This window comes from Paenibacillus sp. AGC31, from assembly GCF_057334655.1.
Genome location: NZ_JBHFJH010000010.1, coordinates 11,201 through 32,813 on the forward strand (window position 1 = coordinate 11,201; position 21,613 = coordinate 32,813).

Below are 21,613 nucleotides of genomic sequence, written 5' to 3' on the forward strand. Positions count from 1 at the left end.
TATCAATTAATGACGAGCAGCAACCCTTTTTTTGTTACCCGCTTCAGAGCAAAAAGCTCAGGTTATTTTTTCGTGCACACGTTAACGGAGGGGACAGAACAAACGAAGGAAGCAAAGCGGTTGCCTTTATCAACGGATTTTCCCATTGCTAGATGGGATTCAAAAAAATCCGGGGATAACAGCAATCCGAAGTTGTTCTGTCACCGCAGTGATCAAGTGGGAACGAATAAAGGGTTACATGCGCTTTTTGCGACCCACCATGATCCACGCCCCACCCATAATCAACACAATCGCCACGAAAGGCTGGATAAAGCTCAAGCTGCTCAGCATCGTGCCAATCGACATTACAGCGAAGAACAGCAGCGATATCACTGTTAGAATGTTGATGGGGATCAGCAACCATTTGTTCCGACCACCGAACCAGTACAATTCGAACAAACCAACAGCAACAGCCAGAATGAAGCCCGGCCACATTGTACTCCAGTTGTTAAACAGCATGGCAATCTGACACACGATACCAACCGTGAGCAACAACCCACCGGGAACCAGCAGTCCTACCCCTCTGCCAATCATGGAGAAGTACAGCCAGTGGAAGAAAAGCCCGAGTGGAATCACGAATAATGTGGGCCAGAAGTTCGCAAAGATCGTACCCGGACCGAGTGAACCTCCCTGGTTCAGAATCAGGTACACGCCCAGCAAAATGAGAACAGGCGCAAGGATCGTACGTTTAGCCATAATATCTCTCCTTCTCAATACAAGATCAATTTCCGAACGGTTGTATGTAGAGCAATACTTTCGTTACTCACAGCATACCATGAACTGGAAAAGTCTATCCTCCGTCTTTGGAGTTAAAGTGAACCTAGACCAAAGTCTAGGTTCGAAAGATACTCAGCCGCTTTTTCATGCAAACAATCCGTGCCAAACGGTGGTGAACAAGTTACACAGAAAAATGTGATTTAGGCTTGCATGTTGCAAGAGAGAATTATCATTGCTTTCGTAGCAGATGCTCCCAGTTTGTAGGGAATCCCAAAAGGGATATATCAACTATAGTGTAAGCTTCGATTAATGAGGAAAGCTCAGTCACCCAACTATCCCAGATTGTTCTATCCTTTATCAGGTACTTCGCATTGTAGATAGCTCCAAAAAGAAAGGCTTTGTCTAAGCCTAATAATTCATCATTTCGTGTGTATCTTATGGTAACAGGGATTCTATAATTAAAAAGTCTGCTGTAGTGAGCACATCTATTCCTAAAAACAGTTAAGACGTGGAACCAGTTCTCGAGTTCCCTATAACTTATGTTTCGAGAAGGGTAGTATTCTCGATCAATAGATTTCTTGTCAGACGTTTTTAAATTTTTATAGAGTGAGGACATCATAGAAATTGTACTCACTTCAAAGGCCGCCCAGATAGGATATCTATCTTGGTAATTCTCTCTATGATGAGCAATAAGCACTTCTTTGTGCTGTTTTTGAATGCATTTTTGCAAATCCTCCATAAAGCGTTGGTGAAATTGAATTTTAGAAAAATTAGCGGCATTCGTATATCCAAGAGCACCATACTTGTGGGCGAGCTTGTATGAAATTTGTGATCTTAAGGCAATCTCGATGTACTCGACAATCTTCATAAAGTGATTTCTAAGGGCTGCATCAAACAAATAATGCTTATACACTTTGTTGAAAGTTGTTCCTTCAATGTAGTTGTCCGAGGTATCCTGTTTAAAAGTTAAGGCATATGCAGGAAACCTGTAATAGTGAATGCGTTTCAGGATTGTAATCGCTTCTACTTCATTTTCAATTTTCATTTTTCGGTTTTTAAACTTTTCGAGCTGTTCTTCATATGTAGTAGGCGCTTTCATTTCACGTAGCTGAACCTCATCTGGCAAGGAAAATACCCCCATAACGCAAAAATGTCTCGCCCTGTTCCACATGCATAAGCAGAGGTGCGGGCGAGATCTGTTAATAATAATATACGATTCGTTGACTGTTTAGTCAATAGTTAAACATAAATTGAGCAACTACTGAATGGTAAAGCTGAGTCATCAAAACGAAGCTTGTTATTTCACTACATCCGAATGTTTCTTGCCCCAGCTGTTCACACCGTCATCCTCAATAATGGAGATGGCAGCGTCGGCGATGTCGGGGTTTGTCATCAGTTTCTCCTGAATACGGAACTTGATGTCATCTGCATCGGCAAGACTGAGTCCTTTGGTCAACTCAATCAGACCTTCCACATGATAATAACGGCCTTCCTGAATGATACGCATCATCTGAATATCGGCAACGTGCGTGTCTGCGAGAATGGTTTGGGACACTTTGTCCTCAATATCCTGCGGAGCCGCAACACCGATCAATCCGATCATATTATCGTAACCGACACGGAAGGCTACAGCGATCATCAAGCAACCAATAATCGTTGTCACAATTCCGTCGAGCAATGCAAAATTGGTCAATGCAATGACTACAACGGAGATCAAGGCGAGTGTCGCACCGAGTACTGCTACAACATCTTCGTAGAATACGAGACGGGTTGGTGGCGCAGCACGGCCTACGTTTTTGATGGCAGCAGGGACCAAGGCAAATCCGGCGGCTTTGGGTGCGCGCGCTTCTTTGAGGATTTCCTTCATGGCTTTGATCAGAATGGCCCCGTCAATGACAATGTTCAGAACAAGCACTCCGATGTTAATCCAGAGACCGCCGGTATGACCAACAGGATGCTGCAACAGATGGATGCCTTCATGGATCGTTTCATACGCCATAATGGTAACAACAATCACGGCAATCATGCAGAAAATGTTGATGACCCGTCCGAATCCGGTCGGGAAGCGGCGTGTAGGTTTTTTCTCGGACAACACACTTCCGACAAAGACAAACCCTTGGTTAATGGCATCAGCGAGTGAATGCATCGCCGAAGCGAACATGGCACCACTGCCACTGAATAGGAAGGCGCCCCCTTTGCACACAGCAAGTACGGCATTACCTGCCATCGCTACGGCGGAGGATGTGTTTCCTTTTTTGACGAGAGACATAAAGCTCTCAGACTTCGGTTGTTCAGCCACTTCGTATGTTCCTCCCAGATCAATGTATTAGGTGTAGAAAAGGCAGTTTATCTATACAGCATGTGCATTTCCACTAAATGTTATTATAACCGCTTTGACATATCCCAGCATTATGCAAAAAAGGTCATATCATCATGTGCCTCTCAGTACTCAATGGCCTCCAAGGCACGTAAATTCTGGTTAGACTGTTCCAACAGTTCCGTAAACGTCCCAGCGACATAATATACAAAATCCGGGTCATGCACGTACATAATAATCTGTCCAACCGTTCCTTGCTCTGTCGGATCAAAGTCGAACATCAGATACAAGGACCCGCCTCCAAGCTTGCCAAACGTAACCCATTTTTTTTGAAAAAGGTAGGGTTTGATTCGGGGATCAAGCTCACGGATCTCTTCCTCGGTCAAATAATCATCCATGCGGTTCTCCACCAGCGTGGACTGCTCCTTTTGAATTTTTTCCAGGGATAACAGGTAAAATGGCTCGGATTCCCGTCCTTCCTCAAGGCTTGGGTACAAGACGTGAAAGCCATAACCACTCCCATTTTTACGTTTATAAAACGCACGAAAATCAGCAGGTAATCGAATACCTTGTTCACGCTCGAATGCGTCGAGCTGCTCATCCGTCACGCCTTCAAACTCGCGATAAGCCTCCAAGAGCTCCCGGTTTTCCTCATCTTGTACCTTCTCCTCCAGCAACATATCCAGTTCATCCATCAATTCATATATACGCTGTTCTGGCATCCAATTCCCTCCGTATGAGCTATTCAGATAATATGGTGAGTGATATGCGAGCAAACTGTGCCTGATTTCACCTCATATTATAGTTATAATCCAGAAAAGCACACAAGAAACCGGAGTCCTTGCTTACATACTACAATGGTCTCATTATTCAAAGGCGGTTGTTGCATATCAGCACACCTGTCTCCATCCAATCAATTATGTACAACCATTATGAAAGTCGCTCCTAACAACAAATAAAGCATGTGTTACAGGGGTAATCCCTGTAACACACGCTAATTATTTATCTACTATATAAATGAAACTAATCTTTTACATAGTCCTCTTATTCAAACTTCCAACAGGACAAGCTCAGGTTGCCATACTGATAGGCTTTGAATAGGAGCGTTGCCCGCTTGTTCTGGTCTCCCGCACCCATGGCGAGTAACAGCGGTACAAAATGCTCCGGCGTAGGCACGGCGGCCTGAGCTGAAGGTGCCAGTTTATCATAGGAGAAGAGAGACTCCGTATCCCAACTCACCAGCTTGTCATGCAGCCAGTTGTCGAACTCTGATGCCCACGGGTCAACGCCATTGCTTTCCCGGTTCAATCGACGTAGATTGTGGACGGTTCCGCCGCTGCCAATCACGAGAATGTCCTGCTCGCGCAAGGAAGCGAGCGCCTGTCCAACCTGATATTGCTGCTCACCTGTCAGATAGCGATTCACGGACAAGGCAATTACGGGAATATCCGCATCCGGGTAGAGCAGGCGCAGAACAACCCAAGCGCCGTGATCCAGGCCACGGACGTCATCGGTCTGTACTGGAATCCCGGCTTCTGCAAATAAACGTTCCACCTCGGCTGTGGTCTCTGCCTGTCCTTGAGCTGGGTACTTGATCTGGTACAGCTCGGGCTGGAAACCGCCGAAATCATAAATGGTCTCATAGTTGGCTACCGAGGATACAAGCTGGGTTGTGGATTCCCAGTGAGCAGAGAATAACACGATTGCTTTGGGTTTCGGCAGTTCCTGTCCAAGTTTTTGCAAAAATTCGGTGTATACATTCTCCTCCAGTGCCAGTGATGGGGCACCGTGAGCAATAAACAGGGATGGCATCATTATGAATTCAGTCCTTTCGGGTCCTCGGTAGTCAGATTTGCATCCGTCCGAAGCCAGTGTTGAAATTGTTGGTATAGATCAGGGGTCACCTGATGCCCACCATTATAAGGTACATATGTGACGTGATTGGTATGTTGACGGAAGAAATGGGCGTTATCTTCGCCCAGTTGCAGCGGGAATAGATGATCCTGATCCCCATGCGAGATGAACACAGACAGCTCCGAATCGGGTTGCAGCGTGTATTCGTCTTTCACAAATTGCGGGATGTACCCACTCATCGCTACAATGCCTTTAATTTCATCTCCCATCACCAGCGATAAAGTCATCGCCATAATGGCGCCCTGGCTGAATCCGGCGATATAACGCCGCGTGGGATCAATAGCATATTTGGCGGACAGATCAACAATCAACTGTTGCAGTCCCAACACAGAGGCATCATACAATTCACGGATGGGGTTGCCGATGCTTTTAATCTGAAAATAAGCATAACCACTACCCTGAACGATAGGCCCACGGATGGCAACAATAATAAAATCAGACTGCATAGGCTCCATTAAACGAAGCATATCCTGTTCATCTGATCCCATCCCATGTAAGGCGAAAATCACGGGATAACGCTGATCTGGATTGTAATGAGACGGTAATCGGACTTCATGTATATAAGGAGAATTCATTGAAAACACCACCTGAAGAGGAATGAGTTAAATATATCGTTCTGACAAATAAGTTCACCAATATGAAATAAATATTCTTATTTATGAACAAAATTTATCATGGTTTCATTGTAGGGTCAATACTTTTTTTGTATGATGAATATATGTTGTTTATAAAAAATCTTGAATGGTTCTACAATAAATACCGCTACGCATGGTTCATATCTTATTCCCGAGGACGTGATCAGGATGTTAAAAAGTATCGTGCCTATTTTGAGAATATTTGATGAAAATAAAGCTAGAGAGTTCTACCTGGAATACCTGGGTTTCCAATTGGATTGGGAACATCGATTTGAGCAAAATATGCCCTTATATATGCAGATTTCGCTTGATTCCATCGTGATTCATCTGTCTGAACATCATGGAGATTGTACACCTGGAGCTGCCTTGCGCGTGGAAACGGATAACTTGGATACATTCCATGGTGCACTTCGTCAGAAAGAGTACAAACATGCGAGACCCGGTATAGAGGAGACCCCTTGGAAATCAAGAGAAATGACCGTGACAGATCCATTTGGTAATCGGATTATATTTGTTGAGGCAAGCGCCGAATAGATAACCTGAAGAAGCGACGCTACGACTGGCGTTCGAAAATCAACAGAAGGGGAGGGACGCAATATGGATATTGGCTTGGCTATTCGTACGATCCGCAAGCAGAAACAGATTACGATCATGCAGATGTGCGAGGGCACGGGATTGTCCAAAGGTTTTATTAGCAACGTGGAAAATAACAAAACGTCACCTTCCATTGCTACGCTTGAAAGTATTGCGGATTATCTGGAAGTGCCACTTCCCTATTTGCTGCTGACACCGGAGCAACGGATGAATGTGGTACGTAAGAACGAGCGCAAGGAGACGACAGCCGGAAGCGGACAGATCAAAGTGCAGCAGCTTACAGCCAAAGGTGCGATGCGTATGTCCATTGTGGAGTTACCGCCAGGTGCTTCAACTGGGGTTAGCAAACATGCCGGGGAGGAAAGTCATCTGGTGTTGCAGGGCAAGATTCGTGCGGAGCAATGCGAAGATGTGGAAGTTCTTGAAGTGGGTGATTCGTTTACCTGGAATGCAATAGTGCCCCATGAAGTGACCAATATCGGAGAGGAGCCTGCGGTGGTGCTCATTGCGGTGTCCAAAGAATTGGGTCTGGATCATTTGTAAAATACAAAAAGGACGGCTCCCAAGTCATGAACATGCGAACCTGCATACATGTACAATGGGAAACGTCCTTTTATATTTCTAACGAAATGAGCGAGCCCTATTAGATGATTCTAGGCAGATCTCGAGATGTAACGAATCTCAGGCGCTTTATTTCACTGCTGTGTGTGTAATTTGGCTACATTCCACAGACTTGTGGCGAAATAACGTCGCTATGATTCGTTACGTTTCTCAATTCCTGCAAAAGGGAACAATAAGGTGCGAGAGATTCCTTAGAATAGACAGAGGCACCCTGTCTATTGTGGATTAGTCGTCCAGATGCCTGCGGCTTTGACAAAGACACGGTCGGACAGCTTGAGCGTTGCGAGTGCAAGTTCAGCGACATCTTCCGCTTGCATCATGCGATCTTCGTCGCCAATTTTCAGTCCGGCATTGGTCGCAAGCTCCGTATTAACGGTGCTTGGAGTCAGTGCTGTTACACGAATGTTGGACTTTCGCACTTCCTGCATTAGAGATTCGGTCATGCCGAGTAGAGCAAACTTGGATGCACAGTATGCCGAACCTGTAGCGAATCCGCGCTCACCTGCAGTGGAAGCAATATTGATAATGCTGCCGCTACTTTCCTTGATCATGCTCGGAAGGACAGCACGAGTCACGTAGTATGTACCCATGACATTAACATGCAGGATGCGCTCCCACTCTTCCGGTTCCATCTCCATGAACGTCCCGAACTTTCCGATCCCTGCATTATTGATGAGAATATCCACCGCGCCGAGTTCCATCTCAATGGCTGCTACAGCGGCTTCCGCCTGCGTGCGATCCGAGATATCTGCTACAGCACTGGTTACTTTTACACCGTATTGTTGACTAAGTGACTGTTGCAGAGCCTGAAGATCGGAAGCGGTACGTGCAATAAGGCCGAGGTGCACTCCTTCTTTTGCAAGTGCTTTAGCGATGGCACGGCCGATACCTTTTCCGGCACCTGTGATGATCGCTGTTTTATTTTTAAGTTCCATGTGGGCAATTCCTCCTTAGAAATGGACTAGCATTCAATTATACTATTATTACCCACAGTTCGGAAATTGGCTTCATCACTATTTGGTAATCTCGATGCTGCCAGAAGAAGTACGGGCCTTGATCACTTCCCGGCTCACCATTGGCGATTCAGGTACATCTACACTGCCCGAAGTAGCCTTAGCATCATAGATTCCGTTAAAATCAGGTGCAACTTGAATGAAAATATCTCCTGATGTTCCAGACGCATTAATCGGGGCGGAATGGGACTGTTCAATATGAATGCTACCCGAAGTGAATTGAACATCGGCTGCGCCGTTTAATTCAGTGATCTCAATATCACCTGATTCGATCTCACTGTTTACATGACCTATTACCTGATCAACAGTGAGGCTTCCCGATGTCTGTTTCACGGTCATGTCTCCATCAATCATGGAAGCGGTAATGTCACCCGAAGTTAGAGCCAGCTCAATACGGGGTACCTTGATGTTTTCCAGACGTATGGAACCTGAGGTGTTATTCAGCTCAAGCTGCTTGGCACTCAGATCTGTCAGATCCCAGTCACTTGAAGAAGAATCCAGCTTAACCTCATTTAATTGGTGCCCTTCGGGCAGGGCCACAGTTATTGTGGAGTCTTGATCATTCCAATACAGGGTGAAAAATTGTAATCGTTCACGTTCTGTCTGAGACAGTTGGAATGTGCCGTTGGATAAAGTGGCTTGTTCGAAGCTTTTGACTACGGCAGAGTCCCATTTGCCATCCACTTCGATATAACCATTCGAATCCGGGCTTACAACAAATTCAATATCTGCACTGAAATTAGCATTCATGATAATGTTCTGCAATTCATCTGCTTTGAAATCCCATCGTTTAGAATAATGCTCCCGTTCATCCCCGAACTGAACGCCATAGATGGATGTTCCAAGTAAACCTATTCCGATACATATCACGGCGAGCGCAAGCCATTTTTTGGTACTCATGCGGAAACATCTCCTTTCATCGTGTTTTTATTCCATCTAATATATTGAAGAGTGACGATTTTGAAGGCTCTAAAGACATACTTCGATGCGATGGCGAACAAAATGCCGACACCGAAAGCGCCAATCGCAACGAAAATTTCCGGTTTATCGAGTTGGCCCAGGAATACAAAGTCCACAACTGCTGCTACAGGAGCCACTACCAGCAAGGAAAGGCTGGCAATAACAAGCCATACCGACCACATCATGAGACCAAGGGGGATGCCAAGGATCAGATTCAGGAATAACAGGCCGATGGCGGTGAAAAATTTGCGAGTGGCGCTGGTGCTGTTTCTGGGTGACCGCATCTCGCGATACGTCGGTGCATAGAACGCATCTGAACCCGGCGTATGAATGTCATAACGATCACCAAGTGCTTCCTTGGCGATTTCTTCCGGCTGTCCGAGTTCCCGAGCGATCTCTTCTTCCAGTCGGCCTTCTCGTAGTCCAAGCTCGAAATGTTGATCATAGTCGGCTAGTAACTCAGCCCGTTCGAATGGGTCCATCGGCCGTAGATGAATTTCCATGGCTTTCATAAATTGTTGTCTATTCATTGGGGATTCCTTCCTCAATCAGATTTGCGACATTGCGCACAAATTCATTCCATTCTGTCGTCAGTGCCGTCATGTAATCGCGACCTGTATCGGATAGTCGGTAATACTTACGCGGCGGTCCTTCGCTTGATTCTTGCAGGTAGGTGGTGCAGTAACCGTCATTCACAAGCCGGCGAAGCAAGGGATACAGTGCACCTTCAGCAACTTCGATATGTTTGGAGACCGCCTGAGCCAGTTCGTAGCCATACCGATCCTGGCGGTTAATTAATACCAGGACGCACAGCTCCAATACTCCTTTTTTGAACTGGATGTTCACATTCACACAGGTTCCTCCTTCGTAGCTTCATTTATCGCTAGTGTATATTGTTCAGTAGTGGTGAATCCATCATAGCATCCAGTACTGTTTAATGCAAGGTAGTGACTTTAAAATAGTTCCGTATCACGATTTATCGATCATAAGTTCGTTTAATGCGAATGCTTAGCCGAGGCTGTCTGTTTAGCTATATAATTCAGCATACGAAAAAACCGGATCGGTTGCTTCCGTCTGAAGGCGGATTCCGATCCGGTCTGTGAGATGAACTTTGGTTTCTTTGGTTTACAGGTGAATCGCTAAATGTCGGTTATTCTTGTGCATCCAGAACTTTAAGGTCTTCCACAGCAGGGCCCTCAATCACATGGCCTGCATAATTGAAGCGGGAACCATGGCATGGGCAATCCCACGAACGCTCGCCCTCGTTCCATTCGACTTCGCACCCCAGATGGGTGCAGGTGGTATCCACGAGAAACAGCTTGCCACTGGTGTCTTTGTAGGCACCAGCCCGTTTGCCATTATGTCGAACGACAGCTCCTTCGTCTTCACCAATATCGCTAACATTTTTGTGCACAATGCCTACTTTACCGGAGATTAATTCCTTGGCTACATTCATATTTTCCACAATAAAGTGTTTCATGCCAGGATCAGCTTTGAATCTTGCCGGATCGAATATGGCAGCATGAGGGTTGTCACGTCCAGTGATGCGATCCGCAAGAATGTGTCCTGCCATCGTACCAGTCGTCATACCCCATTTGGCAAACCCGGTCGCCACATAGACACGTTCATGTCTTCCGGTAATCGGTCCGATGTAGGGCACCTTGTCGATAGAGATCAGATCCTGGGCTGACCAGCGAAAAGGGATGTTGCGGATGCCAAATGTCTCCGCTGCGAACTGCTCCAGGCGTTCATAATGACCGAAGGTGCAGATGCCTTGTCCAGTTTTGTGATTTTCGCCGCCAAAGAGGATAAGTTCCTTACCGTCATGTAAGACGGTACGCAAGGAGCGGGACGGTGTATCGTCCGAGATGTACATGCCGCCCGCATAGGGTTTCTCCGGTTCGACTAATACGGCGTAGGATCGTTCCGCATGTAACCGCGTGAAATAGAATCCGGGATCATAGACAGGGAAATGAGAAGCTACAACAACATGTTCTGCTGTTACAGATGGGCCATCGCCATAGGTTCGTACATGCAGAGAAGCATCTTCCTCTACATCTGTAACTGTCGTATGCTCATAGATCTGTACCCCTTGTTTCACAGCGGAATCGAGCAAGTAGTGCAGGTAGGCCAGCGGATCAAAGCGTGCCTGACCCGGCATGCGAATACCTGCCCTAGCTGGAACAGGAATAGGGAGTGGGTCTACCCACTCACCAGGGATGTTGAGTTTGCCATAGGCGGTCAGCTCGATCTCCAGTTTTTTGATGTTTTCCTCTGATTGAATGTAGACGTAGGCATCTTCCTCTGCCCACTGGCAATCAATCTGTTTTTCCTTCACCAGATTGCGCATCCACTTCGCGGCATCGGCATTACCTTCATAGTACATTCGAGCCTGTTCTTGTCCGAAATGATGCATAATTTCATCAAATATGACACCGTGTTGTGCAGATACCTTGGCCGTGGTATGGCCGGTCGTACCATCCAGTACTTTTCCAGCCTCCAGCACGACTACACGCATACCCGTCTGTGCCAGCAGATAAGCGGTGGTAATGCCTGCAATACCGGCACCGATAATGGCCACATCAGCGGTAATATCTTCTGTCAGTTTCGGATAGCTATCGAATTCATGCGTAGCACGCCACAGTGATTCGGGGACCGGGGGCAGACCCGTCTTGGGCTGCTGATTGTCGCTCATTTTTTTTCCTCCTTGATTATCTTCAATCTATCGAATGGGATGTTGTTCAGCGCACATCGTTGTACTCTTATTCATGATTGCCAGACTATGCCAGGAAAAAACGGTGTTGTTTAGATTTTGCAGAGGGGATGTTCACAATTTCCTGCACAGAACCTCTGTTTTTTTTGTTAAACATGCTATATGATAGAATTACCGAAATCGTTTTAGGTTTTAAAAGGAGATCAGGTTTTACACCTGTAAACGTTGATTGTAAAAGGATTAATCTATCTATTGGAAGAAAGATTTCATCCGAATTAATCCCCGTTTTTTCTTGATATATGTATTCGCTATCATTTTAATTGACTACCGATAACCAAAGGAGATTCTATATGACCACCAACCAAACGAAATATCCGTTTCAAGATACAGCACTAGAGTTAGACACCCGTGTGAAGGACCTTGTATCCCGCTTGACGGAAGATGAAAAAATTGAATCCATGCTTCAATATCAACCGGCAGTAGACCGTTTGGGTGTACCTGCATACAAACACGGAACAGAAGCTGCCCACGGCTTGGCCTGGCTTGGAGAAGCAACATCTTTCCCACAACCGGTGGGGCTGGCATGCACATGGGATGCGGATCTGATGAAAGAGATTGGCTCCGTGCTTGGAGACGAGGCACGTGTATTTTATAAACGCAATCCGGCAGTGAACGGTCTTACCCTGTGGGCACCTACAGTAGATATGGAACGTGACCCGCGCTGGGGACGGAATGAAGAGGCGTATGGTGAAGATCCGGAACTGACAGCCGAGCTGACAACAGCATTGGTCAAAGGAATTCAGGGCGACCATCCGAAGTATTACAAAGCGGTCGCTACCTTGAAGCATTTTCTTGCGAATAATAACGAAGTGGATCGCGGAAGCGGTTCGTCCAGCATTGATCCGCGCAACATGCGTGAATATTATCTGAAGGCGTTTGAGAAGCCATTTAAAGAAGGCGGCGCACAGTCCATGATGACAGCGTACAACTCCATTAATGGTACACCAGCGTTGTTGCATCCATTTGTGAACGAGATTGTCAAAGGCGAATGGGGCATGGATGGTTTTATTGTCAGTGATGCAGGCGACGTAATGGGTATCAAAAACGATCATAAATACTATGATTCCCACACACCGGGTACGGTAGAATCTGTGAAGGCCGGAATTGATAGCATCACTGATGATGCTGAGCTGTCCAAACAGGCACTGCGTGAAGGATTGGAACAAGGTACACTCACGATGGATGACATCGACAAGGCGTTGTTTAATACGTTCCGTGTGCGTTTCCGTCTGGGTGAGTTCGATCCGGAAGAGGGCAACCCGTATGCTTCTATCGGTGAAGAGTCAATGATGACGGAGAAAGCAAAAGAACTGTCGCTCAGAGCCGCAAGAGAACAAGTGGTATTGCTCAAAAACGACAAAGGCACGCTCCCGCTGGACAAAACAAAAGCTGGTAAAGTGGCTGTGATTGGTCAACTGGGTGGAACGGTCTATCGTGACTGGTATGCAGGCACCATGCCGTATACCATATCCCCGCTTGAGGCAATACGTGGCAAAGTAGGCAGCGATAAAGTATCGTTCAAGGATGGTAATGATCGCATTACGTTAACTTCCGTAGCCAATGGGAAGAAAATTGGACTGGCAGAAGGTGAAAAATCACCTGTTGTTGCTTCGGGAGAAGCAGAAACGTTTATGGTTTCCGACTGGGGCTTCGGAAGTTATACCTTGCAGGCGGAAAGCAACGGCAAATATCTGACCACAGATGAAGAGACCGTAACGGCTTCCGCTGATGAAGTGTACGGCTGGTTTGTAAAGGAAGTATTCCACCTGTTGCCACAACAGGACGGAAGTGTAGGTCTAACCACTTGGAATGGCAAAACGGTGACTACACCTAATGGTGGAAACGATGCATTTGCGGTGTCCGAAGACCTGAAAACCTTTGGCGCCACAGAGACATTCAAGCAGGATATTATTGTGAATGGACTTGAGGAAGCAGTAGAAGCTGCCAAGGCTGCGGAAACGGCAATTGTCTTTGTTGGTAATAATCCACTTGTAAATGGTAAAGAAGAAATTGACCGTCCAAGTCTGGATCTGGCCGAATCCCAGCAACGTCTGGTTGAGGCGGTCTATGCCGCGAACCCGAACACGGTAGTTGTCATCGTGGGTAGTTATCCGTTCACATCGAATTGGGTTCAGGAGAACATCCCGGCGGTATTGTATACTTCACACGCAGGACAGGAACTGGGTAACGCAGTAGCAGACGTACTCTATGGCGACTATGCGCCAGCAGGCCGTTTGAACATGACATGGGTACAATCAGCAGATCAACTGACCGACATCAAAGATTACGATATTATTCAATCCGGTCGTACGTATCAATATTTTGAAGGTAATGTATTGTATCCGTTTGGACATGGTCTGACGTATGCAACGTTTAAATACAGCAATTTGGAACTTAGCCCAGCTCAAGTGGGTACAGAGGGCAACGTTACGGTAACTGTAGATGTGACCAATACGGGTTCAATCGCCAGTGACGAGGTTGTACAGTTGTACGTTCGTGCAGGCAAATCGCGGGTAAAACGTCCACTTAAAACGTTAAAAGGATTCCGTCGTCTTCATATCGAAGCGGGAGGTACAGCGAAAGTCCGCTTCACTTTGCCTGTTCAGGAACTGGCGATCTGGGATGTGACTCGTGATCGGTATGTCGTGGAAAGTGGAACTTACTCCATTATGGTTGCCAAGTCATCCTCCGATGTTCAGCTGGTTGCAGACCTGACGGTGGAAGGAGAGACAATCCCCGCTCGTAATCTGGCTGTGGCGACTCGTGCCGAGAATTATGATGCTTACCTGGGTGTTGATCTGGATGAGAGTAAAGAGGGCGGAAGTGCTGTCCATGTAGTTGGAGAGCAGGGATGGATTGCCTTCAAGGATGCCGATCTGGGTAGTGGGGTAGCAGCAATTGAAGCTCGTGTATCCGCAGAACAAGCAGGCGCTGTGTTGGAATTGCGACTCGGCTCTCCGGAGGGTACGCTCGCAGGACGTGTGGAACTGGCACAAGGTGAAGCCCAGCAGTGGTCTACCGTGAAGGCGGAACTCACAGGTGCAGCAGGTAAGCAGGATGTATACATTGTGCTGTCAGCAGGTGTACGCATCAGTCACTTCGAGATTCGTTAAGTCAAATAGCTCATGAAAAAGCCTCCGAATGTATTCGGAGGCTTTTGTTGGTCTATACGCTGGTTGGATCAGGATGCTTCTTCCTGTCCAACTCTTTTATCCTGAGCGGTAACACTAGAATTATACAAAATGCTTTGCTATCAGACGTATCTTTATTTTCCGTCAAACGTAATCATTTTTTGCACAAATTGCTTCAATTGTTTGTTGGTTTCATTCAGTTGCTCAATTGTGCTCATGAAATTGTTTACGAGTTCAGCCTGCTCTTGGGAGCTTGCCGTGATCTCACCAAGTTCATTCTCCATGCCTTGAATGGATTGCCGAACTGAGAGAAGAGAATCTTCAATACGTGCCGTCGCTTCTTTGGTATCCACAGACAGTTTGCGAATTTCTTTGGCAACAACGCCAAAACCTGCACCTGCTTCACCTACACGAGCAGCTTCAATAGCTGCATTCAAGCCGAGCAGATTGGTTTGCTCGGAGATTTCACGAATGAAACTGGCGACTTGAGTGACATTGCCTGATTTCTGTACGGCTTGTTTGGAATTATTCCGGATCTCTTCGGTTGTGGCACTGAGTTCCTCGGAGTGTGCAGCTACATGCTGTACACTGTCAATTAACTGGTTGGTCAGATTTTCGGTAGCATCCATGAGTTGTTGCAGTTGGTCCTGATCATCCATACTGTAGAGCAGATTAAACAGGGCGATGATTTCACCTTGTTCGTTTTTAATGGGAATGAAAGCCACGTCAAAAGGAACACCGAATAAATCTTTAGGGTAGTGATCAAATCGTTTGACTGTACCGCCGTTGAGATCAGCAAAATTTCGATTTCCATCCAATAGAGGGTCGCCAGGTTGATAATTCAGTTGCTTTAACGATTCCCCTGCTGAGAAATATAGGAATTTTTCATGATCAATCACGGAGAGGGTTACATCCTGACGAATCGTATCTCGAAAGAAAGGCATACATGTAATTAATGCTTGAACAATATCCATATAAAAGATGATTCCTCCCTGGTTACCTTATGTAAACGGTTAAATTTTAAATGCTAACTTAATAACTACCTATATAATATATCGTCATGCAATAGAGAAGGAAATAGAGAGAATGGATAAAACCTATTTCTTAAAGCAGACTGTTATACACCAAAAAGACACGAGTCCCCTGGGGACCCGTGCCTTGTTAGTTGTTGAGTGGAATAAAACCAATGTTTACCGCATACTGAGCTGCATTGTAACGATGGTTCGATTGGCTAGTGTTGCACGGACATCAATCAAACGCTGGTTCCGGCTGCCGCGGAAGGGAAGGGAGACATCACGCTCCGCTTCAACATATCGACCGTCAATAATCACATCGCACAACCGGGCAAGCTCCGCTCTCGCAGGGTGGGTAATCAGTTCTTCATATTCAAATCCCGTGTAAGCCCACACCGTCAGATCAGGACGTGCAGCGAGAAGCTGCTGAACCCAGGACGTACATTCTGCTGCCGAGAAAAAGGGATCACCACCACACAACGTAACGCCATCCAGCAGGGGATGGGTCGTTACTTCATGCAGAATCTGCTGCTGCCGCTCCTCTGTAAAGGGCTCACCCGCTCGAAAGCTCCATGAATCCGGACTGAAGCAGCCCGGACAGGCGTGACGACATCCGCTGATGAACAACACGGCGCGCAGGCCTGTCCCTTCATTCACCGATTCCGGAATGTAACCATATAGATTCACCGGTGTTTCACCCGATCCCGCACTTCGGCTTGCTTCGCAGCATTGAAGCGTACTTTGTAATCTCCGGTCAGATAGCCCGTTACGCGGCGCAACCGCTGGAAGTGTACATGGTTCTCGTGAGCTTCACAGCTTGGGCATACATCTCCAATGACGCCTTCATAACCACATGCAGGGCAGCGATCAATCGGGTGATTAATGGAGAAATATCCGATATCCTGTGCCAGTGCATATTGCACGATCCGCAGGAAAGCTGCAGTGTTGGCTCGAACGTTTCCGTCAAGCTCCACATAGGAGATTGCACCCGCATTACACAACGTATGGAACGGGGCCTCCAATTCAATCTTCCGATAAGCTGGAAGAGTGTGGTATACCGGGATATGGAATGAGTTCGTATAATACTCCCGATCATTAACTCCAGGAATGAGGCCATAACGCTCTCTGTCGATCTTCGTGAATTTGCCGGACAACCCTTCAGCAGGTGTGGCAAACAGGGTGATGTTCAGGTTATGCTGCTCGCTCATCCGATCACAGAATTCTCGCATGGTCCGAATAATGTTCAGTGCTTCACGATGTACATGAGTGTCCTGCCCATGATGACGCCCATAGAGAGCTGTCATACATTCCGCAAGACCGATAAAACCAAGAGATAATGTTCCATGCTTCAAAAGATCGCCAACCGGCTCGTTCGGGCCAAGCTGTTCTCCACCTTCCCATACTCCCTCCCGCATCATGAAGTCCGATGCCTTGGCAGGTTGCGCGGTCTGGATTCGGTAGCGATGTAACAGACCGTTAGCAGCATTATGCATCACTGATTCCAGTGCGGTGTAGAATCCTGCCCGATCTGCAACGGCTCTGCTGCCTTGGCAGATACCAAACCGGATGCCGAGCTTAACCAGGTTAATGGTGTTGAAGGACAGGTTACCCTTGCCACTCTGACGATTGCGTCCAAACCGGTCAGCCAGTGTACGTGTACGGCATCCCATCGTGGCGATGATCGTATCCGGATCTTCCGGATGATAGAAGGGCAGATTGAAGGAGGCATCCACATTGACAAAGTTGGGGTACATCCGCCGGGATGAACAGGTGACTGCGAGACGGAACAAATCATAGTTCGGCTCTCCTTGAGCCTGATTGATCCCCTGTTTACATTGGAAAATATGTTGAGGGAACACGGGAGTCTCTCCGTTGCCCAGGCCACGGATGGTTGCTTCCAGCAATGAGCGTGATACCAATCGACCTTCTGCTGATGTACATAATCCATAGTTCAGTGAAGTGAATGGAATCTGACCACCTGCACGACTGCTCATCGTATTCAGGTTATGAATCAGCGATTCAGCAGCTTGTCCTGTCTCCAGTTCAGTCTCCTCATAGGCGAAGGCATACGCCTGTGGGCACTGATTCTTCGCTTCGATGCTGTCCAGATGAAGCTGTTCATCCTCGAGCAGGGCATGCTCACCAAAGAGGCGTTGCCCTTTGCGGTAATGTTTGCGGAACGATCGCTGTACATAGGGAGCCAGATCCCAGTCGATTTTATTGGCTGACACACCGCCATATTGACTGTTCTGCTGGGATTGGAAGATGATCGCAACCAGAGCCATTGCAGACATGATTGTCTGAGGTGTGCGAACCGATCCGTTGCCTGTATTGAAACCCGCAGCAAGAAGACGGTCAAACGGGATAAAAATGCAGTTGGTCGTTCCAAGTGCATACTGGTCCAGATCGTGTACATACAGATCCCCATTCTCCACAGCTTGGGCAAGCTCTTCCGGCAACACATGACGCAGAGCATGCCACTTGGCTGTCTCCGAACCGAGCCTGCTCATCTTGCCGCTGAAGGAGTCTCCGTTCAGATTGGCATTTTCCCTCAGCGTATCGGCGTCTTCTGCGCCAATAATTCGTCTTCCCAGGTCGGATAATAGATCGGATGCCGGTGAAGTGGCATACTCAAGCATGTTCATGTAAGGTTCCTCCTAAAATGATTGAATATCATTCAATTTCCGTAAAACACTATATGTAGATTCGTCTTATCCATTTATAAACTATATGTGGTTTTTTGGGTGTGATAATGGTCACATAGTTCACAGGACAAAGTGGACTTTCCTTTAATTGCTGTGGATAAAGGTTCCCAAAGTTTGAGTAGAAGCGTATAATTTCTAGTTATCCTGCAAGGATAATATCCGAAGTTGGACAAGATGGACTTTAATCAATCTGAAAAGGCGTTTTGCCATAATTTTTCGTTTGTTAATCCATCCGTTTAAGAACTGTTTTGACCGCAAATGGGCAATAAACAGGAAGTATGATTCTCTTATACAGCTACGGTGTTAATCATATAAGTATAGATTGTGACAGCTATTCCGATTTTTTGATGAACCCTTGTACGTGATTACACAATTATGATCTACAGATTGGATAGTGCAGCTAAGATAAAAGGGGTGGATCATGGGGACGGCAGAAGGCATTACGAGAGGCTTCTATGAAGATATAAAGGAAGCTGCGGCCCATATTGTAGACGTACTAAGTGGTATATTGAAGGTTAATACCATCTTTGTTGCTACGAATGACGGTTTGACGAATGTCATTCTGGAGGCGTTCAATCGCAAGGAAGAATTGATTGTAAAAGGTAGCGAACTTCCATTTGAAGATTCTTACTGCAGCTTGGTATTAAAAGATAAACATGAGAACCTTACAATCCAGAATACATGTGAACATCCGATGACAAGATTCATGGATGTCACGAGTGGGCTCGGCAATCGTTTCTTCGTGGGCGTGCCCATCATGCGAAGATCTGGCGAAACATTCGGGACCATCTGTCTGATGGATAATCCTGATTATGTAATCAGTGAAACCGACATGAAGACGCTGAAGGCGATGGCCGTATTCCTTGGCTATGTTGTGGACCTGGAGAGCACATTGCATCTTCAGGAGCGTAAATTGAGTGATTCGGAACAAATGCAACAGCAGCTCCAGGCAGAGAAAGAACGAGCTGAATCGGAGGCCATGACCAAATCACAGATGCTCAAGCTGATGAGTCATGAGATTCGCAATCCGTTGAACGGCATTCTGGGACTGACTGATCTGATACGTACACCGGATATGCCTGAGGAGCAGTCAGAATATGTGAATATGATTGAGACGAGCGGCAATATTCTGCTTACTTTGTTGAACAATATGATGAATTTCAACATCAATGAGGCAGGTAAAACGGTTATACATGATGATCCTTTCGATCTGGTAGGTACAATTGAGAATACGGTCTATCTTTATGCGGGAATTGCGGCTGGCAAGAACATTGAGCTGGGATTGAATCTGGAGCTGAATGTGTCGCAAGTATTCGTTGGTGATGAGATCAAGATCGGACAGCTGCTTGCACATGTCATTCAATACGCTCTCGATTCAACGCGTGAGGGCTCCGTCCTGATCACGGCAGTGGTGAACGGAGAAGACACCGAAGAGACGGGTACACTTCTGCTCAAGGTGAATTACACAGGTCAGACGTTATCGGATAAGAAGATGCAAACCTTTAACAGCCAAGAAGAGAAGTTGAATATCCAAAAACTGATTGGAAGTAATCTGGGTCTGGCTGTAAGCCAGAATCTTGCCATTCTCATGCATGGCCGTATTCAGGTGAGCAGTGTGAAGGAAAATGAGACGGAATTCAACATATCCCTTCCGTTACGCAGATACTGGGAGTTACCTCAACTCGCAAGTGTTCAGCAACGGTTAAAAGGGAAAAAGGTGTTACTTGCCAAAGACCCTGACATTTTGCAAGGCGTCTCTTCCCTGATGCGTAGGTGGGAGATGGATGTACACATGACCTCGAATCTGACATTAGCGCATGATTGGATCAACGAAGGATTCATGCCTGATGTAGCAGTTGTGGATATGGGATTACTGGAAGGCGGCGCGGTCGATTTTGTACAAGAACTGAAACAGCGACTGGAGGATCTGCCCGTCATTGTTCTTGTTCCTTATGGTATACACATTGAATTGCATGAAGCAGAAGCCTTTGATGCTGTCCTGACGAAGCCAGTCAGACAGGCTGATCTGTTGAATGCATTGAGTATTACTTTGCCTTAAATCATGATCAGAAGACAAATCTTTATTCGGCGCACCTGTTATGGGTGCGTTTCTTTTCATTTTCCATTTTCTGAGGCAAAGCCCTTTTATTCCGAGCTGGTTACGTTACAATAGAAAGTGAACTTCATCTTTATAACCACAGAGGAGGATGTACATTGGATTATCGCAGATTAGGTGGAAGCGGACTGAAAGTAAGCGAGATCAGCCTGGGAAGCTGGCTGACGTACGGAGGGTATGTGGAACGTGAAAATGCGGTGAAATCAATTGAAACTGCATTTGATGAAGGCATTAACTTTTTTGATACTGCCAATGTATACGAACGGGGTGCAGCAGAAGAACTGCTGGGGCAGACGCTCAAAGCATATTCCCGTGACTCTTATGTACTTGCAACCAAAGTATTTGGCAAAATGGGTGATGGTCCGAATGACCAGGGGTTGTCTCGCAAACATATCAAAGAGCAATGTGAAGCCAGCTTGAAGCGCCTGGGCGTTGAATATGTGGATATCTATTACTGCCATCGTTATCATACTGAAACACCAATCGAAGAAACACTTCGCGCGCTTGATGATCTGGTACGTCAAGGTAAAGTGTTATATGTAGGCGTCAGCCAGTGGACTGCAGCTCAGATGGAAGATGCCCTAGGTACAGCAGATCGTCTGCTCCTCGATCATATCGTGGTCAATCAACCGGTGTACAACATGTTTGACCGTTATATCGAAAATGAGATTATTCCGCTCGGCGAGCGTAAAGGCATTGGACAAGTTGTATACTCCCCGCTTGCTCAAGGTCTATTGACCGGGAAATATACGTCCGTTTCCGATATCCCAGAGAATAGCCGTGCTGCCAAGCTAGGATGGGACGAAGGAAAGATCAATGCGGATCGTATCGGGAAAGTTCGTCAACTGATTGAAGTGGCGGACAAGCTGGATCTGAAGGTTGGCCAACTGGCCCTTGCCTGGATTCTGCGCCAGAACAATGTATCCAGTGCACTTGTAGGGGCGAGTCGTCCCGAGCAGGTAAAAGAGAACGCGGCTGCATCTGGCGTGAAGCTGGATGCTGCCATTATCGAGGAGATTGAGAGCATCCTTGCTTGATCTCCTGTCAGCACACAAGCTGAGATGA

The 21,613-nt window shown here is 46.6% G+C and carries 19 protein-coding genes; 5 read left to right on the forward strand and 14 right to left on the reverse strand.

From position 1 onward, the window contains the following. Window positions 1-234: 234 nt before the first annotated feature. From ACE04G_RS06125 to ACE04G_RS06150, 6 genes are all read right to left on the reverse strand, one after another. A complete protein-coding gene (locus tag ACE04G_RS06125; RefSeq protein ID WP_405130971.1) occupies window positions 235-735 on the reverse strand; it encodes a hypothetical protein in 501 nt (166 codons plus the stop codon). A 250-nt stretch (window positions 736-985) separates the two neighbouring features. Beyond that, the gene (locus tag ACE04G_RS06130; RefSeq protein ID WP_449004083.1) at window positions 986-1,882 is read right to left on the reverse strand and encodes an Abi family protein; all 897 of its coding nucleotides are present in this window, start codon (window positions 1,880-1,882) and stop codon (window positions 986-988) included. 171 nt (window positions 1,883-2,053) lie between these two features. Further along, window positions 2,054-3,055 carry a cation diffusion facilitator family transporter gene (locus ACE04G_RS06135; protein WP_091036009.1) on the reverse strand — a complete coding sequence of 334 codons (1,002 nt, stop codon included), beginning with the start codon at window positions 3,053-3,055 and terminating at the stop codon, window positions 2,054-2,056. A 143-nt stretch (window positions 3,056-3,198) separates the two neighbouring features. After that, window positions 3,199-3,795: an SMI1/KNR4 family protein gene (locus ACE04G_RS06140; RefSeq protein WP_449004082.1), complete on the reverse strand. Its 597-nt coding sequence runs from the start codon at window positions 3,793-3,795 to the stop codon at window positions 3,199-3,201. A gap of 322 nt (window positions 3,796-4,117) precedes the next feature. Next, entirely contained in the window at window positions 4,118-4,888 is a 771-nt protein-coding gene (locus tag ACE04G_RS06145) for a DODA-type extradiol aromatic ring-opening family dioxygenase (protein WP_449004081.1), read from the reverse strand. Beyond that, a complete protein-coding gene (locus ACE04G_RS06150) occupies window positions 4,888-5,562 on the reverse strand; it encodes an alpha/beta hydrolase (RefSeq protein ID WP_449004080.1) in 675 nt (224 codons plus the stop codon). Before ACE04G_RS06150 ends, ACE04G_RS06145 begins: the two co-directional genes overlap by 1 nt. Window positions 5,563-5,790: 228 nt before the next feature. Between ACE04G_RS06150 and ACE04G_RS06155 the strand changes: the two genes are divergently transcribed. Both ACE04G_RS06155 and ACE04G_RS06160 read left to right on the forward strand, forming a co-directional pair. Further along, a complete protein-coding gene (locus tag ACE04G_RS06155) occupies window positions 5,791-6,156 on the forward strand; it encodes a glyoxalase superfamily protein (protein WP_449004079.1) in 366 nt (121 codons plus the stop codon). A 63-nt stretch (window positions 6,157-6,219) separates the two neighbouring features. Next, window positions 6,220-6,759, forward strand: a complete 540-nt coding sequence (locus ACE04G_RS06160) for a helix-turn-helix domain-containing protein (RefSeq protein WP_017691808.1) — start codon at window positions 6,220-6,222, stop codon at window positions 6,757-6,759. A gap of 293 nt (window positions 6,760-7,052) precedes the next feature. On the opposite strand, the gene ACE04G_RS06165 is transcribed toward ACE04G_RS06160, so the two are convergent. From ACE04G_RS06165 to ACE04G_RS06185, 5 genes are all read right to left on the reverse strand, one after another. After that, window positions 7,053-7,772 (reverse strand): 3-ketoacyl-ACP reductase, encoded by a 720-nt coding sequence (locus ACE04G_RS06165; RefSeq protein WP_449004078.1) that lies wholly within the window; start codon window positions 7,770-7,772, stop codon window positions 7,053-7,055. Between the two features lie 78 nt (window positions 7,773-7,850). Beyond that, entirely contained in the window at window positions 7,851-8,750 is a 900-nt protein-coding gene (locus ACE04G_RS06170; protein WP_449004077.1) for a DUF4097 family beta strand repeat-containing protein, read from the reverse strand. Continuing rightward, entirely contained in the window at window positions 8,747-9,340 is a 594-nt protein-coding gene (locus ACE04G_RS06175) for an HAAS signaling domain-containing protein (protein ID WP_449004076.1), read from the reverse strand. Before ACE04G_RS06175 ends, ACE04G_RS06170 begins: the two co-directional genes overlap by 4 nt. After that, a complete protein-coding gene (locus ACE04G_RS06180; protein ID WP_036667851.1) occupies window positions 9,333-9,662 on the reverse strand; it encodes a PadR family transcriptional regulator in 330 nt (109 codons plus the stop codon). Before ACE04G_RS06180 ends, ACE04G_RS06175 begins: the two co-directional genes overlap by 8 nt. Window positions 9,663-9,960: 298 nt before the next feature. Continuing rightward, window positions 9,961-11,505, reverse strand: a complete 1,545-nt coding sequence (locus ACE04G_RS06185; RefSeq protein ID WP_449004075.1) for an FAD-dependent oxidoreductase — start codon at window positions 11,503-11,505, stop codon at window positions 9,961-9,963. A 368-nt stretch (window positions 11,506-11,873) separates the two neighbouring features. Between ACE04G_RS06185 and ACE04G_RS06190 the strand changes: the two genes are divergently transcribed. Then, the gene (locus ACE04G_RS06190; protein WP_449004074.1) at window positions 11,874-14,696 is read left to right on the forward strand and encodes a glycoside hydrolase family 3 C-terminal domain-containing protein; all 2,823 of its coding nucleotides are present in this window, start codon (window positions 11,874-11,876) and stop codon (window positions 14,694-14,696) included. A gap of 152 nt (window positions 14,697-14,848) precedes the next feature. Here ACE04G_RS06190 and ACE04G_RS06195 read toward each other — a convergent pair whose 3' ends face one another. From ACE04G_RS06195 to ACE04G_RS06205, 3 genes are all read right to left on the reverse strand, one after another. Then, window positions 14,849-15,688, reverse strand: coding sequence for a methyl-accepting chemotaxis protein (locus tag ACE04G_RS06195; RefSeq protein WP_237177293.1), 840 nt, complete (start codon window positions 15,686-15,688; stop codon window positions 14,849-14,851). A gap of 216 nt (window positions 15,689-15,904) precedes the next feature. Continuing rightward, entirely contained in the window at window positions 15,905-16,414 is a 510-nt protein-coding gene (nrdG, locus tag ACE04G_RS06200; protein ID WP_449004073.1) for an anaerobic ribonucleoside-triphosphate reductase activating protein, read from the reverse strand. Next, complete coding sequence (locus ACE04G_RS06205) at window positions 16,411-18,372, reverse strand: anaerobic ribonucleoside triphosphate reductase (RefSeq protein WP_449004072.1); 1,962 nt, start codon at window positions 18,370-18,372, stop codon at window positions 16,411-16,413. The genes nrdG and ACE04G_RS06205 overlap by 4 nt, the downstream gene beginning before the upstream one ends. A 481-nt stretch (window positions 18,373-18,853) precedes the next feature. Here ACE04G_RS06205 and ACE04G_RS06210 point away from each other — a divergent pair, with 481 nt between their 5' ends. Next, on the forward strand, window positions 18,854-20,491 hold the full coding sequence (locus tag ACE04G_RS06210; protein WP_339180166.1) for a histidine kinase dimerization/phospho-acceptor domain-containing protein: 1,638 nt from the start codon (window positions 18,854-18,856) through the stop codon (window positions 20,489-20,491). Between the two features lie 155 nt (window positions 20,492-20,646). After that, window positions 20,647-21,585 carry an aldo/keto reductase family protein gene (locus tag ACE04G_RS06215; protein ID WP_221825561.1) on the forward strand — a complete coding sequence of 313 codons (939 nt, stop codon included), beginning with the start codon at window positions 20,647-20,649 and terminating at the stop codon, window positions 21,583-21,585. The last annotated feature ends 28 nt before the right edge of the window (window positions 21,586-21,613 follow it).

Excerpts from the sequence above, each read along its gene's own strand:
- ACE04G_RS06125 (WP_405130971.1), bottom strand. The coding sequence starts at position 735 with ATGGCTAAACGTACGATCCTTGCGCCTGTTCTCATTTTGCTGGGCGTG.
- ACE04G_RS06140 (WP_449004082.1), bottom strand. The coding sequence starts at position 3,795 with ATGCCAGAACAGCGTATATATGAATTGATGGATGAACTGGATATGTTG.
- ACE04G_RS06145 (WP_449004081.1), bottom strand. The coding sequence starts at position 4,888 with ATGATGCCATCCCTGTTTATTGCTCACGGTGCCCCATCACTGGCACTG.
- ACE04G_RS06150 (WP_449004080.1), bottom strand. The coding sequence starts at position 5,562 with ATGAATTCTCCTTATATACATGAAGTCCGATTACCGTCTCATTACAAT.
- ACE04G_RS06155 (WP_449004079.1), top strand. The coding sequence starts at position 5,791 with ATGTTAAAAAGTATCGTGCCTATTTTGAGAATATTTGATGAAAATAAA.
- ACE04G_RS06160 (WP_017691808.1), top strand. The coding sequence starts at position 6,220 with ATGGATATTGGCTTGGCTATTCGTACGATCCGCAAGCAGAAACAGATT.
- ACE04G_RS06165 (WP_449004078.1), bottom strand. The coding sequence starts at position 7,772 with ATGGAACTTAAAAATAAAACAGCGATCATCACAGGTGCCGGAAAAGGT.
- ACE04G_RS06170 (WP_449004077.1), bottom strand. The coding sequence starts at position 8,750 with ATGAGTACCAAAAAATGGCTTGCGCTCGCCGTGATATGTATCGGAATA.
- ACE04G_RS06175 (WP_449004076.1), bottom strand. The coding sequence starts at position 9,340 with ATGAATAGACAACAATTTATGAAAGCCATGGAAATTCATCTACGGCCG.
- ACE04G_RS06185 (WP_449004075.1), bottom strand. The coding sequence starts at position 11,505 with ATGAGCGACAATCAGCAGCCCAAGACGGGTCTGCCCCCGGTCCCCGAA.
- ACE04G_RS06190 (WP_449004074.1), top strand. The coding sequence starts at position 11,874 with ATGACCACCAACCAAACGAAATATCCGTTTCAAGATACAGCACTAGAG.
- ACE04G_RS06195 (WP_237177293.1), bottom strand. The coding sequence starts at position 15,688 with ATGGATATTGTTCAAGCATTAATTACATGTATGCCTTTCTTTCGAGAT.
- ACE04G_RS06205 (WP_449004072.1), bottom strand. The coding sequence starts at position 18,372 with ATGAACATGCTTGAGTATGCCACTTCACCGGCATCCGATCTATTATCC.
- ACE04G_RS06210 (WP_339180166.1), top strand. The coding sequence starts at position 18,854 with ATGGGGACGGCAGAAGGCATTACGAGAGGCTTCTATGAAGATATAAAG.